We start from the raw sequence: 16,832 nt of genomic DNA, 5'->3' as shown, positions 1-16,832 counted from the left end.
TTACAAGCTTTTTTCTTTCTCTCCGCCAGGAGCGGTGCCCCTTCCCTTTCCGCGGACGAGCGCCCGAGCTTCCTCGCAAGACCCACGCTCGGGGATCTCGGCACACTCGTTCTTCCGCAGGAGTGGAAGGGGCACCGCTCCTTGGGCGTTCTTTAAAATCGAAAAAGACCCTCTTTCATCCACCAACAAGCGGAATGTGACCCTATACACGACGAATGGACAACTCTAACGGGTTAACGCAGGCTTTTTTTTAGCTTGTATTCCGTGTTTTTCCGCAGGAACCTTCCGAAATCAAATAGACTTTCCATGGCAGCGGGGTTAGTCATTTCTCTTCTCCCATTCTTCGCTGGAAAAGGAGAGCGGAGTTCCATCCAGTTCAGCTCCGTGAATATACCATCCGCGGTTGTTGACAGAGGCATCTGTTTCATACGTGAATCTTACATGCGTGGTGTCTGCCGGGAGGGTGAGGGATTTTTCTTCCCACTGCTGACTTCTGCCTGTAAGCGACAGCACTTCTTTCCAGCTGGTGCCGTCTGCTGATATTTCTACTTTACCAAAGTCAAAACCACTTTCGATCTGGTGCCAAGTCGAGAATGAAAGAGTGCGCTCTTTATAGAGATCGACTTCCGCGGTCATCGTACGAGATAAGTGGTCTCCATATCCGGCAAACCATGAATCTTCTTTTGATTTCGGGGAGTCCACCGGAATGGCATCGGCAACGGTGCGGGCGAAGATCCGGCGGGTAGGAGAGGTGGAAACCGTCTCCCTGGTCGGATGGACCCGGTTGGTTAATAGAATCGCAATCGTCTCGTTTTCTGGATTTACAACGATGGATGTTCCTGTATATCCGGTGTGGCCATAGCTGGATGGAGAAGAGAGGGCATCCATGAACCATCCCTGCTGGAGTTCCCAGCCAAGTCCGTGATCATCGCCGGGGAACTGTGGAATCCGGTTCTCTGTCAGCAGATCAACGGTTTCAGGTTCAAGAATCCGTGTGCCCCCGTACTTGCCCTCGTTTAAAAACATATGGGCAAAAACCGCTAAATCGGAAGCGGTTGAAAAGACTCCGGCATGGCCGGCAATGCCGTCCAGAGACCAGGCACTTTCATCATGGACCTCCCCCCATACCAGCCCGCGGTTTGTCCATGGTTGGTATTCCGTTGCAGCAATGCGGTTCTTCAACTGTTCCGGTGGATTGTACATGGTGTCACTCATTCCAAGCGGGGCTGTGATTTCCTGTTTGACATAGGCATCCAGTTTCATGCCGGAAAGCCGCTCCACGAGCGCGCCGAGGGTAATCATGTTGAGGTCACTGTAGGTGTATGTAGATCCCGGAGCATTTTCCAGCGGGTATTGAAAAACATGCTGGAGGCGGTCGTTACGATCACCTTCTACTTGATAGAGGGGGATCCATGGCTTGAATCCAGAGGTATGGGTCATGAGCTGTTCGATGGTAACTTTTTCTTTTCCATTGGCTGCGAATTCAGGGATGTGTTTGGCCACAGGGTCATCCAGATTGAATTTCCCCTGTTCGTAAAGCTTCATAGCAGCTGTTGTCGTAAAGATTTTGCTGATGGAGGCCAGATCAAAAATGGTGTCTTTCGTCATGGAAATGGGCTGATCCACTTCTGTCCGGCCGGCATCTTCATAGCGGACCGCATAGCCATAAGAGGCTTCTTTGACAATGTGTCCTCGTCTCGCGACAAAGGCGACAGCTCCGGGCATGACAGCTTTGTCTACAGCCGTCTGGATGATGTGATCCATGTTCTTCAATGGTTCTGTTCTCATACCTGCACCTCGAATCGATCCTGGATGTAATACGGGAAGCGACGGAAATTGGCGGTCCCATGAGTGGTTATTGGACGAAGATTTTCCCTGCTGATACGGGTTGGCTTTTGGCGGATTTTCTACACTCGCTCCCGGGGCGGCACCGACAGACCCGGAACATAATGAAGCACCGAGGACGGTTGTGATCATAAATGACAGCGCTTTCTTTTTCATTGCATACCTCCTTATTTTTCCATTGTCTCTTTCATCATAAAAGACATTCATATAGATGTCTATACCACTTTCGACATAATTGTTGAAAATATTGGCAGATAAAACAGACTATAGGCCTCTTTGCAACAGGGGGTCTTTTCAGCTAATTATCAGAAAAATCGTCATTTTAGGAAAGTATGGAAAACCCTTTTATGGCAGTCTTTATGAAAGAAATATAGGACTAATTGATAATGATAATGGTTATCAATTAGTGTTGACATTGAAAATCATTATCAACTACGATGGCATTGGATGAACAACAAGACTACAAAGGAGTTGGGAACATGAATATACATACAACCGTTTCAAATCATCAGCTGCTGGAGCAGCAGGAGAAAAGAGAATCGAACGCCCGGTCCTACCCGCGCCGCATTCCGCTGGCCATCAAGGAAGCAGAGGGGATTTATATCACGGACGTCGAGGGACGGACATACATCGATTGTCTGGCGGGAGCTGGTACGCTTGCTCTTGGACATAATCATCCCATCGTGATCCAGGCGATGGAGAAAGTTCTTCATGACCGCCTGCCTTTACATACTTTGGACATTACCACTGAGGTGAAAGAAAGCTTTGTGGACGAGCTGTTTATGAGTCTTCCTGAATCTTTTCGTGAAAGGGCGAAGGTGCAGTTCTGCGGGCCGACAGGGGGAGATGCGATTGAAGCGGCATTGAAGCTTGCCAAAACGGCGACAGGAAGGCAGAGTATTTTAACTTTCCAGGGAGGCTATCACGGCGCTACTCACGGAACGATGTCCATCAGCGGAAATCTTGCACCGAAGCAGAGGGTGCAGGGCCTTATGCCGGATACCCATTTCCTTCCCTACCCGTATGATTACCGCTGTCCATTCGGTAAAGGGGGAGAAGAGGGCCATGAATTGAGTACAGCCTATATCGAACAGCTGCTTGATGACCCGGAGAGCGGCATCCTGCCTCCAGCAGCGATGATTTTTGAAACGGTCCAGGGTGAAGGAGGATCGATTCCTGCTCCGGTTGAATGGATCCAGGAGATGCGCAGGATTACAAAGGAACGGGGAATCCCGCTGATCATCGATGAAGTTCAAACCGGTATCGGCCGTACAGGAAAGCTGTTTTCTTTTGAACACGCCGGTATTGTCCCGGATGCCTTCGTCCTATCCAAGGCAGTCGGAGGAAGCCTGCCCCTTTCAGTCCTGATCTATGACCGTGATCTGGATGCCTGGGAACCAGGTGCACACATCGGTACCTTCCGGGGAAACCAAATGGCGATGGCAGCAGGCACGGCAACGCTGAAATATGTGAAAGATCAGGGGCTTCCCGAGCATGCTTCCGAAATGGGAAAGAAACTGATGCGGGCTCTTAAGGACATCCAAAAGGAATATCCTCAGATGGGGGATGTCCGCGGCCGCGGGCTGATGATCGGGGCTGAAATCGTGAATCCTACCGGAAAGCCATCGAAGCGGGGCAGTTTTCCTGGAGACGGTGCACTCGCTGCACGTATTCAAAAAGAATGTTTTGAGCGGGGGCTCATTTTAGAAGTGGGAGGCCGTCACGGGGCTGTCGTCCGTCTTCTTCCGCCGTTGATCATTACAGAAGAACAGGTGGAGGAAGTAACAGCCATTTTCCGTGAAGCTGTAAAGGCCGCGGTGAAGGAAGTCGGCCATGAGAACTGAATCCAAGGCACAGACCGATCTTTTTCAATCCTTTTTTCTTCACCAGGATGAAGAGAGTCTCCAGGCTTTTCAAAGTCAGATCGAGGCGGTTACGGAAACGCTGATGCATACGTTCAAGAAGGCCGGTCACCCCTTCTCCGGTGCACAGTCGGACGAGCTGCAAAAGCAGATGGCAGCCGTCGTGGACGTGACAGAAGAGGCCCGCTCTTTTCAGGATGTGCTGAACGAGGCGGTCCAGCCCATTATACACAGCAGCCTGCACGTGTCCCATACAAAAAGCATGGCTCATCTGCACTGCCCGCCTCTGATTCAGGGGGTGGCCGGTGAATTGTTGATTGGCGCACTGAATCAATCGATGGATTCGTGGGATCAAAGCCCTGCCGCTACATATGTGGAGGAAGAGATGATCCGGTATTGGACTTCGAAGGCAGGATACAGTGCTCAAGCTGACGGAGTCTTTACGAGTGGAGGGACACAGTCCAATTACATGGGACTGCTGCTGGCGCGTGATGCTTTCTGCAGGAAACAGTGGAACCATAACGTTCAAAAACAGGGACTGCCGGAAGGATTTAAGAAGCTGAGGATCCTTTGTTCCGAAGAGGCTCACTTTTCCGTGAAAAAGTCTGCCGCCCAGCTCGGTCTTGGGGAAGACGCTGTCGTTCCCGTACCTGTCGACGATCAGCACCGGATGGACAGTTCAGCTGCCGGACAAATCCTATCGGAAATGCAGGAACAGCAGCTGCTGCCATTTGCGGTCTTTGCGACAAGCGGGACCACAGATTTTGGAAGCCTTGACCCATTGGAGGAACTGGCAGACCTGTCAAAGGAACATGGACTATGGTTTCACGTGGATGCCGCTTATGGAGGAGGGCTTCTGCTCAGCCGCCACCGGCATAAACTGACCGGTCTGGAGCAGGCGGATTCCATGACGCTGGATTTTCATAAATGGTTGTATCAACCGATCAGCAGCGGTGTATTTCTGTTGAAGGACCGCAGCCATTTTAACCTGATTTCCCATCATGCGGATTATTTGAACTCGGAGCAGGATGAACAGGAAGGCGTCCTTCACCTCGTCAACAAAAGTGTGCAGACCACCCGGCGGTTTGATGCATTGAAGATTTTTCTGACGCTGCAAACGCTCGGTACAGATTTGATCGGCCGAATGATTGATCAGACGATTGAAACAGCCGGGTTGGCCGCACAGGAGTTGATGAGACGCCCTGATTTCTATCCTGAGAATCCTGAACCGGAATTGTCGGCCGTTGTCTTTCAGTACAGACCGGAGTGTGTCGATGCGGATGGTTTGAACCGAACGCTGCAGCAAGCGCTGTTCCAGAATGGAAGAGCCGTGACGGCGAAGACGAAGGTCAACGGAGAAACCTATCTCAAATTTACAATTTTAAATCCGAGAACAACCATCGACGACGTGAAGGAAGTCCTTGATGAATTCGAACGTTTAGCAGCACAGCAGATGACAGGAGGGATCCACCTTGATAAGAGCTGAAGAAAAAGCAGAGCAGGCTTCAATGCAGAGTTTTCTCAATTGTTATTTAAGAGAAACAGAGGAATTCGAACGAGTAGAGACAGAAGAGCATCCGTTCGAGAATGATGGAAAAACGGTGCTTCGACTCCCCCTTGCCGGACAGGACATTCACCTTTACGTAAAGGTGCACTACTGGTCCTTGACAGGTAGACACCTTTTCCAGTTTCCAGCTTTTTATAGAACGGGCCGTTCCGGAGCTTACCAAACCCTGGACTACGTGACGATGACGACACTTATAGTCAAGGAGTGGCTCATCGGCAGCGGACGCGCGTATGCGGAGGACGAGCTGGTGCTGAGAGTCCTTCTCAGCTGCAGGAAAATCAAGGAATATATTGAAAAGCGCACCGGCGATGACGAAAAGCTTTCGGATGAGGCTTTTACCTTTATTGAAGCGGAGCAGTCGCTTCTGTTCGGACATCTTTTACACCCCACACCAAAAAGCAAGCAGGGGCTGACAGATATCGAGGATACCTTATATACACCGGAGTTGAAGGGGCGGTTCCAGCTTCACTACTTCAGTGCAGACCCTTCCATCGTCACTCAGGATTCCAGTCTTTCCAAGCCTGCGGTTGATTGGATCAAGGACGAAGCTCTCAAAGGGGATCAGTCAGAAAGGATGCGAAACGAATGGGAGAAAGGGCGGTACCTGATTCCCCTTCACCCGCTGCAGGCGGCCAAAGTTCTCCAGGAAGCAGAGATTCAGGAACTGCTGAATAAAGGGCTGTTAACGAACCTCGGACCTGCCGGTGAACCGTTCACGGCTACTTCTTCCTTCCGGACGCTGTACAATGAATCCTCCCGGTTTATGTATAAGTTCTCTGTACCTGTGAAAATTACAAACTCTCTCCGTGTGAATCAGCCAAAGGAGCTGGCGAGAGGCGTGGAAGTATCGAGACTGCTGGATACAGAGCTTGGCAGCCGGATGAAGGAGAAATACCCGGATTTTCAAATCATCAATGACCCCGCCTCCGTAAACGTGAAGACAGGTCAAGAGGTTTCCGGGTTTGAGGTCGTCCTGAGGGAAAACCCATTTTATGGCGGTGAAGCCCAGGTCACAGCGGCAGCCGCACTCGTTCAAGATCATGCTTATGGTGGGAAATCAAGGCTGGCGTCCATCATCCATAGTCTTGCAGAAAAAGAAAAGCGGACACAGGAAGAAGTAAGTCTGGAATGGTTCAACCGCTATTTATCCATCAGCCTTGATCCGGTGCTGTGGCTGCTGTCTCAATACGGGATTGCACTCGAAGCCCACCAGCAGAACTCGCTTGTACGTTTGGAAGAGGGGTACCCTTCTCAGTTTTATTACAGGGACAACCAGGGGTATTACTTCAGCCGTTCTTATGCGGAAAAACTATCAAACCTGCTTCCGTCCTTGAATGAGAAAAGTGACACGATTTGTGACGACGCAGTGGCTGACGAGCGGCTCCGTTACTACTTCTTCTTTAATCATTTGTTCGGGGTCATCAACGGGTTTGGAGTGAACGGACTTGTGGAGGAGGAAAAGCTGATGGACCTGCTGCGGAGCCGTTTGTCTGCATGGCTGCCGTTGAATGTCGTTCGGACGCTGTTGGAAGAAGAGCAGCTTCCGTGCAAGGCCAACCTGCTAACGCGTCTATATGATATGGATGAGCTTGTCGGCCCGATGGAGGCCCAGTCTGTCTATACGAACGTGAGCAATCCTCTGGCTGCAAAGGCAGGGGTTCATCATGGGATTTGATTGTGAAGTCTATGATCCTGCCATTGCGCGCATGCTGGCCTTCAGAAAGGCGCAGGAAGAGGACGGCCCACTCGTTCATACATGGATGAATGAGGAGCATGTCCATCCGTTCTGGCAGCTGAATCTGCCATGGGCGGCCTTTCAACCCCATTTTCATAGAGCGTTGCATGATCCTCACCAGACGCTTTATATCGGTTTTATGGACGGGGCTGCTATGAGCTACTGGGAAGCTTACTGGGTGAAGGGGGATGTGGTGGAGGACTATTATGACCCCTCTCCCTTCGATCAGGGCATTCACCTTTTGATCGGAGAAAAAGATTTTCTCGGCCACGGGTACGCCCTGCCGTTATTGAAGACTATGGTTCGGTATCAGTTCCGCCATCAGGATACAACAAAGGTGGTGGCTGAGCCGGACATCCGGAATGAAAAGATGATTCACGTTTTTCAGGCGTGCGGTTTCAAGCCGGTTGAACCGATTACTCTTCCTGATAAAGAGGCGCTTTTGATGTTTTGTGAGCGGGGAGAATTCGAAAGGAGATGGAAAGATGAAGCCTTCATACGTATATGATGTGATCGGAGTGGGTCTTGGCCCGTTCAATTTAGGAATGGCCGCTCTGCTTGACCCTGTGGAGGACGTTTCTGCCCTCTTTTTTGAAAAGGAGGATGAATTCAACTGGCATCCCGGCATGCTGATTGAAGGGACAACCCTTCAGGTCCCCTTCTTTGCCGATCTTGTCAGCATGGTGGATGTCCGGAGTGAGTACAGCTTCCTTCATTATCTGCAGGAACATCAGCGGCTCTACCATTTTTATTTTTTGGAGAAATTCCATATCCCCCGAAAGGAATACAATGCTTACTGCCGCTGGGTGAGCAGCCGTCTCTCGTCCTGCCGTTTCGGTTATACCGTCACCCGTGTAAATGTAGTAGAAAAGGATTCCCGCAGCATATATGAAGTGGGGGTTATCCATGGACAAACGGGGGTGGAGGACGTGTACTACGCAGAGAATGTGGTGCTCGGAATCGGTACACAGCCCTACATTCCGGCTGCCTTTCAGGAATCGCTCGGGGATACTGTTTTTCACACGTCCGAGTACTTAGAGAAAAACGTCCGTCCGGATCAGTCGGTGGCTGTCCTTGGGTCCGGTCAAAGCTCCGCAGAGGTATTTCTGGATCTCGCCCGAAGCCATCAGGATTCTGAAGGAAGTCTGCAGTGGTACACAAGATCGAACGGATTCTTTCCTATGGAATATTCGAAGCTCGGTCTGGAATACTTCTCCCCTGATTATATCGATTTCTTCTATGAACTGCCTCAGGAAGAGAAGGATGCGCTTCTGAAGGATCAAGGGCTGTTATATAAAGGGATCAGTGCTGAAACCATTGCGGATATTTATGATCATTTGTATGAGCAGACGATTGGAGGGGCGTCTCCGGACATCCATCTCCAGGCGATGACAGAACTTACATCCATCCAATGGGAACACGGGCGGTGGCTGCTGAATGGGGTCCATCGTGTGAATGGAGACACGATAGAGGCAGAAGCGGATGTGGTCGTGTTGGGCACGGGCTATCAGCCGGCGGTACCTGCGTTTCTCCAGACCATTCAGGATAAAATTTTATGGGATGAACAGGGGCGCTTCCAGATCGAGAAAACCTATGAGCTGAAGACAGACATGAAGACAGCGGGCGACCTTTTCGTTCAGAACGGTGAACTGCACTCCCACGGGGTGGGGGCTCCTGACCTCGGTCTCGGCGCGCACCGTAATGCGGTGATTATCAACAAAATGGCCGGCCGGGACGTCTATCCGGTACAGGTGGACAATGTGTTCCAGACGTTTGGAACAGCCAGGCAGCCGGAACATTCAAGTATGAAGAAATGAGGGATGAACATGTATAAACAAGCGGAAATTTCCAAAACCTTCAACGAAGCGGACTGGAGAGCGGTCAATCGGAAGCTCATGGCCAAAATGCTGGCGGAATATATGTATGAAGATATGATCCATCCGGAGTTGACCGGGGAGCACGGAAAAACAAAAACATTTGAGCTCCCGGCTTCAGGTGGAAAGGTATATACGTTTAAAGCGGTCAGCCGTCTGTTTGACAGCTGGGACGTGGAGGCAGCATCCATAACCGTTAAACAGGACGGAGCGGTTGAAGAACCAGCTGATGCGGTTCAGCTTCTCATCGATCTGAAAGATGTCATTGGCATGAAGCCGGAAACGACCGGGCATTTGATCAAGGAACTGCAGGCGACTTTAATCGCAGACGTTCACTTGAAAAAGAAGACCGATCGGACGTCCCGCGATCTGATTGATCTTGACTATGCAGAGCTGGAAGGGTATATGGAAGGCCACCCGTGGATCACCTACAATAAAGGCCGGATCGGATTTGGGTTTGATGACTATTTGAGGTATGCGCCGGAACATCAGGAAGAAATCCTCCTTTCCTGGATCGCTGTGCATCACAGCCTCGCTGAGTTCCAGGCTGTGGAGGGACTTTCCTGCAGGGATCTGTTGGAAAAAGAATTGAGCCGGGAAGAAAGAGAGCGGTTTGCCGCTGTTGTGAAAGAGGAAGGGAAGGATCCTGACGATTATTATTTCCTCCCTGTGCATGAATGGCAGTGGAAAAACACCATTGTCCTGCATTTTCCCGGCGAATTGGCACAAAAGACAATCATACCGCTTGGTGATGGGCAGGATAAGTACCTTCCTCAGCAGTCCATCCGTACGTTCGTCAACCGGAGTGAAAAGGATAAACACCATGTGAAGCTGCCGATGAGCATTTTGAACACACTCGTCTACCGCGGTCTGCCTGCAGAGCGGACACGAATTGCCCCGAAAGTGACGGCCCTGATCAAGGGGATGTATGAGAAGGATGATTTTCTCAAGCGGGAGTGCCGGGTGATTCTTCCTGGAGAAAATGCCAGCATCAATGTCGATCAGCCCCACTTTTCGTCCGTAAAAGATGCCCCGTATCAGTACTTGGAAATGCTCGGGACGATCTGGCGTGAAAGCATTTATACATATGTGGAAGAAGGGGAGCAGCCCATTACACTTGCGGCCCTGCTTCATAAAGACTACAGGGGGACCCCTTACGTGCAGGAACTGATTGAAGCGTCGGGGATGGAACCGGAGGCATGGATGCGTCAATTTTATAAAGTGGTCATGGATCCACTGCTTCATTTCCTATACCAATACGGCACTGTATTCAGTCCCCACGGACAGAATACCATCCTTGTCCTGAAAGACTACAGGCCTCACCGCCTGGCGGTCAAAGATTTCGTCGATGATGTCAATGTGACGGATCAGCCGTTCGAAGAGCTGAAGGACCTCTCCCAGGAAATGAAGGACGTGCTGCGCAGTGAGCCGCCGGAAGGATTGACCCAGTTTATTTTTACCGGGTTGTTTATCTGTCATCTCCGTTACTTAAGCGATGTGCTGGAAACGCATGAGCTGATGGAGGAGGAGGTATTCTGGGGCCTTCTTGCAGAGGCGATCCAGGATTACCAGATGAGGTTCCCGCAGTTGAGGGAGCGGTTTGAGTTGTTTGATTTCTTCAAGCCCACGATGACCAAGCTGTGCCTGAACCGGAATCGGATGGTTGATTACGGATATGAAGATGGGGAGGATCGTCCTCATGCATCCGAATACGGACAGGTGACAAATGCCCTGGCCGCCTTTAAGAACTATGTGGAACAGACAACCTGACGGAAAGAGGGATCATGGTGGAACTTGTTGTCCAAAAATATGGAGGAACGTCCCTGCAGACGACCGGGCGGATGGCTGAGGCAGCGGATCGGATTATCAAAGAAACGAAAAGAGGCAGTCAAGTCATTGTCGTCGTCTCTGCTATGGGCAGAACGACCGATGATTTGACCACTCTTGCCGGGCAGGTTTCCTCCTGTCCGCCAGCAAGAGAAATGGACCTGCTCCTTTCTACGGGAGAGCAGGTGTCCTGTGCACTGATGGCGATGGCCCTGAAGGCCGGGGGAGTGGAGGCTGAGGCCCTCACCGGACCACAGGCCGGAATCATCACGGATTTCAGTTACGGAGACGCCGTTATAAAAGAAGTCGACCCTGAGCCGGTAAGGAGCAGACTGAAGGAAGGGAAAGTGGTTATTGTCAGCGGTTTCCAAGGCTGTCCCGGAGGTCATGAAGTAGCCACCCTCGGCCGCGGGGGATCGGATACAACGGCAGCGGTGCTTGCTGGTGCCCTGAAAGCCGACCGCTGTGAAATTTTCACGGATGTGGACGGGGTCTATACGGCTGATCCAGGTACAATCACAGGAGCGCGGAAATATGAACAGCTGGATTACGAAAGCCTGTCTGCCCTTGCAGAGCTTGGCGCATCCGTCGTCCACCCAAGAGCTGCGGCTGCAGCGGAAGCCTGGCAGATCCCATTGGTTGTCCGTTCAAGTTTGACGGAGCAGACAGGGACGACCATCCTTCCAGGCACATGGAGCCCCTGTTCTTTTCCTGTGATCGGTGTGACCTCAGAAACAGGACTATCCTCCTTTTCTCTCCATGAGGGAGCGGATAGGAGGGAAATAGGGAGAGAATGGAAAAACGGCTTATGTCCGTGGAAGGCTGTGCAGCACGTAAAGAATCGTCTATACAGAATTGTTGTCCGTAATGAAGAAGCACCCCATACAAAATCCCTGCTCAGCCGATTCGGTGGAAGACCGGATACGGGCAGAGCTCTGGTGCATGTCATTTTCAGATCCAAGGAAGAGAAGCAGAAAGCCGGCTCGTTTATGAGGGACCTTCCGTATACCCAGGACTGCTTTATGGTAGAAACTCAGCCGCATGTGTGGAGTATGGATGTTCCTGAGCGTCATAGGGTGAACATTTGTCAGGCTCTTCACGACAGGTGTATGGAAAAGGAGGCCGCACCTATTTCTGCTGCTCATTAAAAAATCCGGTCTCAGTGATGAGACCGGATTTCTTCAGGATAAGCTTTCACAGACCCGTCCATCCTGGTCGGAACCGTCAAGACGGTGCGGATCCTCTTCAGGTCCGCCGGCGTCTTCATAGAAGGTCTGCGCTTCTTCTTGTGTATGAAAGTCAGAGCAGTCTTTGTCGTCCTGCCCAGCCAGGTTTTCGCGCTTCGCCGGGCTGCTTTTTGTTTCCTCTGCTTCAAAACCTTCCGCAAAGCCGTCCTCTGTGACGTATCCTGGTAGACTCCAAATGCCTTTTTCCTTGTCGGAAGCTTCCTGCTCGGCCTCCTTCAACGCCCCGGAATGGGTATAGGGCGGATCATAGACATAAGCATAACGGGCAAGGCCTCTTTCAAGCAGCCGTTCATTGAAAGAGGTGTCTCCGACCCATACGTAGGCCAGCAGTCTGCCGTATTTGTCACGCTCTGGTCCGTCGAACTCCAGCTGGACTTCTTTCCCGGACAATGTCTCCCTGGCGAATTGACTTGCCTCTTTCCCGAAGGGCTGCACGGGTTTATTGGGATGGACGGTCTCCGGCGTGTCCACCAGCAGCAGGCGCACCGTTTCTTCTCTGCCGTTCCGCTCTATATGTAGTGTGTCCCCGTCGACAACGCGGGTGACGACGGCGGTTTCAAGCTCGCCGGAAGCTGTTTCTACCGCCTGGCATCCAGCGAGAAAAAGAAAAGTGACAACGAGCATGAGAGGTTTGATCCATGAATGTTTATCGAGCATAAGGTGTTCTCCTTTCCCGGTCATCACCTGGTTTTATTCTACTTTTCTTGATGCGTTCCTTCAATGGACGGGAAGACCTGTTTACTGACGGTCTGATTCATGATCCGAGATGAAAAAAATGGAGGAAGGCGTCAAACACGCCTCCCTCCATTTTCTTTTTGGTCTTTCCTTCCTGCCTGCTCCTCGTTGACTTCTTGAAGAAGAAATACGATCCGTTCGCGTTCCTGGCTGGAAAGTTCATCATAGCGGTCGAGTTCGGATTGGATATAGCGGATCGTGTGGTGTCCTTCCTTTGGTTTCTTGACGAAATAGGTCGTAATGGAACCGGTAAGCATCCCGATCAGTCCAATTCCTATAATCATAAGGAAAATAGCGACCAGCCTGCCCGAAAGAGTCGAAGGTGCGATATCGCCGTATCCAACGGTCGTTACTGTGACGATGGACCACCACAATCCGTCAGCATATGAATCAATATTGTCCTCCGCATGCTGGATGATGACCGAAGAGGCGAACAACATGACTGACGAGAACAGCAGAACGCGGTCCAATCCGTTTGTTCTTAGGATTTTAAGCAGATGAGGGAAATGACGACGAACGATGAGAAGCATTCGTAGAAGCCGGAAGAGCCTGGCCGCACGCGCAAGCTGAAAGATGCTTTCCAAGGGGATGGCAGCAATGACTTCAAGCGGATGTTTTCTTACGTATTGCAGCTTGTTCTCAGACCGAAGGATCCGGATGGTGACGTCGGTGAAAAACAACATCCAGACAAAACGGTCCAGGAAGATGGCGGCTGGGTGGTCCGACCAAAGGTACATGACGGACAAAAGTGCAAGGGTAAGTAAAAGGGTTTCATAGAGTACAGCCCATTTTTTCACCGTCATTCAAGTTCCTCCTCCTGGATGACATTCCACATCATGCTCTATTTCTATTATAAAGCGCCCTCGCAAGTTGACAACCCACCAGTTTCTTCGAGAAACTGGAACTATACGAAATGAAGGAGAGATACATATGGCATTTGTCATTACACAGCCGTGCGAAGGAGAACAAGCGGGGGAGTGTGTCAGCGTCTGCCCTGTTGACTGTATTGAACAGGGGGAGGACCAGTATTATATTAATCCCGACATCTGCATCGACTGCGGGGCCTGCGTTTCTGTCTGCCCGGTGGATGCGATTGTTGAAGAATATGAGATGAGGCCGGAGGAAGAGCCGTACCTGGCCAAGGCAGAAGCCTTCTTCGGTGTATAGGCGGCGTCCCTGGTAAAATAAGTATTGTTAGTAAGCAGGAAAACCGGGTAAACAAAGAGAAGTAATGGTATAAACTTTTAATCTTTGTACAGGAGTGATTGGATGCTGATGTCGGCTTATCCGCCAGAAAAATCATTCGAGGACAGGTATGCTTTGATTGACCACCTGAGAAATCTCGGCTACACCGAAGACCTGCTTGGAAAGAAAACGGTCGAGATGACGCTGCCGGAACTGCAGCAGACCTATATCAATCTGGAGTACCAAAAAGACGAACGTACGTAAGGAAAGGTTAAAAGTCCTGTTTACGGCTGATACACTATAGGGAAATAGAAAAACCGGAGCGGGGAGCTCCGGTTTCAGGGGAGACATATACAGGTAGAGTTCGTTTCATGCCTCGCTGTCCATTATAACCATTTCTATATTAAAAAAACAAATACCCACTGTCAGTCAGTGATGAATGAACCAGAAGGTGGTGAATACCTCTGGTTCTTTTTTGTAGATCGGAGAACAGACGTCCGTTCTCCATCATCGATTAATAATAAAACGATGCACCTACGATAATCAACAGGATGAACAATACGACAATTAGAACGAACGTGCTGCCATATCCGCCACCGCCGTAACCGTAGCCACCATAACCACAGCCCATACTTTTCACCACCTTTTATCTTCTATATCACAAACTATGTAGAAAAGGGGAAGGAGGGCAGGGCGGATGCCCGGGGTCCGCCGGGTTAACGGCCGGGCTCCCGGCTGCCCACCAGCCGGAAAAGCTTCAAAGCACGCGGAATTCCAAGGGCATAGACGGTGCAGATTTTTATAAAATTAAAGGGGCGGATGACAAAGGCGACGGCTGTGCGGAAATCATGGACAAGCGGCTGGAAGGCCGTAAACCCCTGTACATAAGCAGACGCACTCACGCCGATCAGGTTCATAACCGCCGGCAGGATGAAATAATAATGAAGGCCATACATACAGCATAGGAAAAGAAGGATCGATACCGTCAAACTGAGCGGATCGACCTTCTTCTTTTTTTGAAAAAACACCAATCCGACTAGGAGCGATCCGGAAAGGAAGTTCGCTGTCCGGCCGGCGGGAAGTCCGGCGTAACTTCCATGAAGCAGATAATCGACGGTGTTTTTCAGTAATTGGATGATGATCCCCGCTCCCGTGCCGAAGACCATCGCACCGATGAGGGCTGGGATGTCACTGAAATCCATCGTTAAAAATACAGGAAAGAAAGGAAGCGGGAATTTCAAGGAGTAGAGTACGATGCTGATGGAAGCAAGCACCGCTGTTCCGCTCATTTTTGACAGGGGTATAACGGAATTCCTTTCTATACGGATGTTTATTCGTTCTCCGGTTTCATACCCGGGAAGAATGAGAAAAACACGCGTTTTATTTTTCTTTTTTCTCTCTTCAGGCCCGCCATGGAGATAAAAAAGAAAAAAAGAAAGTCTTTCCAACGTGGCGAACTCAATCATCCCAACGGTGTAAGCGCTTTACGAATTCATTGAATAATTGGAGTGTTCAGAAAATTTAACGAAAACCTGTTGACCTTCCGTGGAAATCCGTTTAAAGTAGTCCTCAATCAACCACATCGATTACACCCAATCGTCCGGTTGGTTCATGTGGAAGCCCTGAACTTGGACCCTGTATAAGTGAATGCTTCTCCTTCATAGAGGGTCCGTATTTTCTTTATCATTCTTTAACCATTTCAAACATTAAATAATAAAAGAAAGGAGTGCTGAGGATGAGCAGCCAATGGATTTATATGAGCGGCGAGTACGTAAAGAAAGAAGAGGCCGTCGTTTCTGTCTATGATCATGGTTTCTTATATGGAGATGGGGTGTTCGAAGGCATTCGCGTTTATGAAGGCAACATTTTCAAGCTCGATGAGCATTTAAACCGCCTTTATGATTCAGCGAAATCGATCATGCTCCAAATTCCATATGAAAAGGAGGAGCTCGAAGAGATTATCGCAGAGACGGTCCGCCGCAACCAGCTGGAAACGGCTTATATCCGTGTTGTTGTGTCACGAGGATCAGGCAATCTTGGTCTTGACCCATCCAGCTGTGCAAATCCGCGTCTGGTTGTCATTGCTGAAGCACTCGCTTTGTTTCCAAAAGAACTTTACGAGCGGGGAGTCCGGCTTGCGTCTGTATCAAGCAGAAGAAACCGCCCGGATGTCCTTCCACCGCAGGTGAAATCTTTAAACTACTTAAATAACATTCTTGTAAAAATGGAAGCCAATCAGGCCGGCGTGGATGAAGCGCTTATGATGAACGATCAGGGGTATGTAACAGAAGGTTCCGCCGACAACATCTTTATTGTTAAGAACGGTACCATCCTTACACCGCCGACCTATCTCGGCGCCCTTGAAGGAATTACAAGAAATGCCATCATGGATCTCGCAGAAGCGAAAGGCTATACCGTGAAAGAACAGCCGTTCACACGTCACGATGTCTATGTCGCGGACGAAGTGTTCCTCACTGGAACCGCTGCAGAAGTCATCGCTGTCGTCGAAGTGGATCAGAGGCAGGTAGGAAATGGAAAACCGGGTGTTGTCACCAACCATCTCTTGTCCGAGTTCAGACAGGTAACAACGACAGATGGTTACAAGGTGTACGGCAAAAATCAGGCGCACGTAAGCTGATGAAGCGCATTTGACAAATGAATCAACATAAATCAATGATAGGAAAAAGGAATAAGGCCATGTATTCCCAGAGAGCCGGGGTTGCTGGAAGCCCGGAAATACATCTTATTCTGACATCATCCTTGAGTGTCCCCGCTGAACGGCATGCTTAGTAGGCTGGACCAGGTGTATCACTGCACCTGTTATCAAAAGGAGTTACGACAACTCCATGAGGTGGAGCTTTTGAGAGCTTCATGAACGAGGGTGGTACCGTGGAAGTAAAGAGAGACCTTTTCACCCCTCACGTTCCTGCATCATTCTGGTGGTGCATGAATTTG

General features: G+C 50.2%; 15 protein-coding genes. 10 read left to right on the top strand and 5 right to left on the bottom strand.

From position 1 onward, the window contains the following. Positions 1 to 318: 318 nt before the first annotated feature. On the bottom strand, positions 319 to 2,001 hold the full coding sequence (locus tag GLV97_RS13580; RefSeq protein WP_160834975.1) for a serine hydrolase domain-containing protein: 1,683 nt from the start codon (positions 1,999 to 2,001) through the stop codon (positions 319 to 321). 281 nt (positions 2,002 to 2,282) lie between these two features. Between GLV97_RS13580 and GLV97_RS13575 the strand changes: the two genes are divergently transcribed. The 7 genes from GLV97_RS13575 to GLV97_RS13545 are packed head-to-tail and all read left to right on the top strand — an operon-like array spanning position 2,283 to position 11,858. Beyond that, on the top strand, positions 2,283 to 3,689 hold the full coding sequence (locus GLV97_RS13575) for an aspartate aminotransferase family protein (RefSeq protein ID WP_160889875.1): 1,407 nt from the start codon (positions 2,283 to 2,285) through the stop codon (positions 3,687 to 3,689). Continuing rightward, positions 3,679 to 5,193 (top strand): pyridoxal phosphate-dependent decarboxylase family protein, encoded by a 1,515-nt coding sequence (locus GLV97_RS13570; protein WP_160889874.1) that lies wholly within the window; start codon positions 3,679 to 3,681, stop codon positions 5,191 to 5,193. Before GLV97_RS13575 ends, GLV97_RS13570 begins: the two co-directional genes overlap by 11 nt. Continuing rightward, positions 5,180 to 6,949, top strand: coding sequence for an IucA/IucC family protein (locus tag GLV97_RS13565; protein ID WP_160889873.1), 1,770 nt, complete (start codon positions 5,180 to 5,182; stop codon positions 6,947 to 6,949). The genes GLV97_RS13570 and GLV97_RS13565 overlap by 14 nt, the downstream gene beginning before the upstream one ends. After that, on the top strand, positions 6,939 to 7,517 hold the full coding sequence (locus tag GLV97_RS13560) for a GNAT family N-acetyltransferase (RefSeq protein WP_202410648.1): 579 nt from the start codon (positions 6,939 to 6,941) through the stop codon (positions 7,515 to 7,517). The genes GLV97_RS13565 and GLV97_RS13560 overlap by 11 nt, the downstream gene beginning before the upstream one ends. Then, positions 7,495 to 8,826, top strand: a complete 1,332-nt coding sequence (locus GLV97_RS13555; protein WP_160834979.1) for a lysine N(6)-hydroxylase/L-ornithine N(5)-oxygenase family protein — start codon at positions 7,495 to 7,497, stop codon at positions 8,824 to 8,826. Before GLV97_RS13560 ends, GLV97_RS13555 begins: the two co-directional genes overlap by 23 nt. A 9-nt stretch (positions 8,827 to 8,835) precedes the next feature. Then, a complete protein-coding gene (locus GLV97_RS13550) occupies positions 8,836 to 10,653 on the top strand; it encodes an IucA/IucC family protein (protein WP_160834980.1) in 1,818 nt (605 codons plus the stop codon). Positions 10,654 to 10,667: 14 nt separating this feature from the next. Next, positions 10,668 to 11,858 carry an aspartate kinase gene (locus GLV97_RS13545; RefSeq protein WP_160889872.1) on the top strand — a complete coding sequence of 397 codons (1,191 nt, stop codon included), beginning with the start codon at positions 10,668 to 10,670 and terminating at the stop codon, positions 11,856 to 11,858. 33 nt (positions 11,859 to 11,891) lie between these two features. Here GLV97_RS13545 and GLV97_RS13540 read toward each other — a convergent pair whose 3' ends face one another. Both GLV97_RS13540 and GLV97_RS13535 read right to left on the bottom strand, forming a co-directional pair. Beyond that, positions 11,892 to 12,614, bottom strand: a complete 723-nt coding sequence (locus GLV97_RS13540; RefSeq protein WP_160889871.1) for a thermonuclease family protein — start codon at positions 12,612 to 12,614, stop codon at positions 11,892 to 11,894. Between the two features lie 131 nt (positions 12,615 to 12,745). Then, the gene (locus GLV97_RS13535) at positions 12,746 to 13,495 is read right to left on the bottom strand and encodes a potassium channel family protein (RefSeq protein ID WP_160889870.1); all 750 of its coding nucleotides are present in this window, start codon (positions 13,493 to 13,495) and stop codon (positions 12,746 to 12,748) included. 127 nt (positions 13,496 to 13,622) lie between these two features. Between GLV97_RS13535 and GLV97_RS13530 the strand changes: the two genes are divergently transcribed. Continuing rightward, a complete protein-coding gene (locus GLV97_RS13530) occupies positions 13,623 to 13,859 on the top strand; it encodes an indolepyruvate ferredoxin oxidoreductase subunit alpha (protein WP_160841594.1) in 237 nt (78 codons plus the stop codon). 102 nt (positions 13,860 to 13,961) lie between these two features. After that, a complete protein-coding gene (locus tag GLV97_RS13525; protein WP_160834985.1) occupies positions 13,962 to 14,141 on the top strand; it encodes a hypothetical protein in 180 nt (59 codons plus the stop codon). A gap of 250 nt (positions 14,142 to 14,391) precedes the next feature. Here GLV97_RS13525 and GLV97_RS13520 read toward each other — a convergent pair whose 3' ends face one another. Both GLV97_RS13520 and GLV97_RS13515 read right to left on the bottom strand, forming a co-directional pair. After that, positions 14,392 to 14,508 (bottom strand): YjcZ family sporulation protein, encoded by a 117-nt coding sequence (locus tag GLV97_RS13520; protein ID WP_160834986.1) that lies wholly within the window; start codon positions 14,506 to 14,508, stop codon positions 14,392 to 14,394. A gap of 85 nt (positions 14,509 to 14,593) precedes the next feature. Further along, complete coding sequence (locus GLV97_RS13515; RefSeq protein ID WP_423784970.1) at positions 14,594 to 15,151, bottom strand: ECF transporter S component; 558 nt, start codon at positions 15,149 to 15,151, stop codon at positions 14,594 to 14,596. A gap of 461 nt (positions 15,152 to 15,612) precedes the next feature. Here GLV97_RS13515 and ilvE point away from each other — a divergent pair, with 461 nt between their 5' ends. Beyond that, positions 15,613 to 16,515, top strand: a complete 903-nt coding sequence (ilvE, locus tag GLV97_RS13510; RefSeq protein WP_160834987.1) for a branched-chain-amino-acid transaminase — start codon at positions 15,613 to 15,615, stop codon at positions 16,513 to 16,515. The last annotated feature ends 317 nt before the right edge of the window (positions 16,516 to 16,832 follow it).

Source organism: Halobacillus litoralis (assembly GCF_009856355.1).
In the GTDB taxonomy this organism is placed as follows: Bacteria; Bacillota; Bacilli; order Bacillales; family Halobacillaceae; genus Halobacillus; species Halobacillus litoralis_B.
Note: the sequence above shows the minus strand (reverse complement) of the source record. Positions and strands in the feature narration are given on the sequence as shown.

Bases quoted from the DNA above. Each gene is read 5' to 3' on its own strand.
- GLV97_RS13540 (WP_160889871.1), bottom strand. From the start codon at position 12,614: ATGCTCGATAAACATTCATGGATCAAACCTCTCATGCTCGTTGTCACT.
- GLV97_RS13570 (WP_160889874.1), top strand. From the start codon at position 3,679: ATGAGAACTGAATCCAAGGCACAGACCGATCTTTTTCAATCCTTTTTT.
- GLV97_RS13545 (WP_160889872.1), top strand. From the start codon at position 10,668: ATGGTGGAACTTGTTGTCCAAAAATATGGAGGAACGTCCCTGCAGACG.
- GLV97_RS13530 (WP_160841594.1), top strand. From the start codon at position 13,623: ATGGCATTTGTCATTACACAGCCGTGCGAAGGAGAACAAGCGGGGGAG.
- GLV97_RS13575 (WP_160889875.1), top strand. From the start codon at position 2,283: ATGGCATTGGATGAACAACAAGACTACAAAGGAGTTGGGAACATGAAT.
- GLV97_RS13535 (WP_160889870.1), bottom strand. From the start codon at position 13,495: ATGACGGTGAAAAAATGGGCTGTACTCTATGAAACCCTTTTACTTACC.
- GLV97_RS13560 (WP_202410648.1), top strand. From the start codon at position 6,939: ATGGGATTTGATTGTGAAGTCTATGATCCTGCCATTGCGCGCATGCTG.
- GLV97_RS13555 (WP_160834979.1), top strand. From the start codon at position 7,495: ATGAAGCCTTCATACGTATATGATGTGATCGGAGTGGGTCTTGGCCCG.
- ilvE (WP_160834987.1), top strand. From the start codon at position 15,613: ATGAGCAGCCAATGGATTTATATGAGCGGCGAGTACGTAAAGAAAGAA.
- GLV97_RS13520 (WP_160834986.1), bottom strand. From the start codon at position 14,508: ATGGGCTGTGGTTATGGTGGCTACGGTTACGGCGGTGGCGGATATGGC.
- GLV97_RS13580 (WP_160834975.1), bottom strand. From the start codon at position 2,001: ATGAAAAAGAAAGCGCTGTCATTTATGATCACAACCGTCCTCGGTGCT.
- GLV97_RS13550 (WP_160834980.1), top strand. From the start codon at position 8,836: ATGTATAAACAAGCGGAAATTTCCAAAACCTTCAACGAAGCGGACTGG.
- GLV97_RS13525 (WP_160834985.1), top strand. From the start codon at position 13,962: ATGCTGATGTCGGCTTATCCGCCAGAAAAATCATTCGAGGACAGGTAT.